The 444-nt window shown below is 64.6% G+C and carries 1 protein-coding gene; it reads right to left on the bottom strand.

Annotated features, from left to right (window positions below; all coding sequences use genetic code 11):
- Window positions 1-444, bottom strand: a 444-nt coding sequence (locus J5M56_RS25500; RefSeq protein WP_207938124.1) for a fumarate hydratase, incomplete at both ends; no start/stop codon positions are given.

Raw genomic sequence — 444 nt, forward strand, 5'->3', positions numbered from 1 at the left:
GTGTCGAGGTTGACGCGACGGGCCGACGGGCCGGCTTCCCAGACGATTTCCGGGTAGGCGTCCAGCGGTGGCGCTTCCAGCGAGGCTGGACCGGAACCGTCGAGCACGAAGTGCGCGTGACGGGTGGCGGCACAGTTCGGGATCATGCACACCGGCAAGGATGCGGCGTGGGTCGGGTAGTCCATGATCTTCACGTCGAGCACGGTGGTCAGGCCACCGAGGCCCTGGGCACCGATGCCCAACTGGTTGACCTTCTCGAACAGTTCCAGACGCATTTCTTCGATGCGGTTCTGCGGACCACGGGCCTTCAGCTCGTGGATGTCGATGGATTCCATCAACACTTCCTTGGCCATCACTGCGGCCTTCTCGGCGGTGCCGCCGATACCGATACCCAGCATGCCCGGTGGGCACCAGCCGGCGCCCATGGTCGGCACGGTCTTCAAT

The sequence above is a fragment of the Pseudomonas sp. 51_B genome, from assembly GCF_017491595.1.
Classification (GTDB): domain Bacteria; phylum Pseudomonadota; class Gammaproteobacteria; order Pseudomonadales; family Pseudomonadaceae; genus Aquipseudomonas; species Aquipseudomonas promysalinigenes.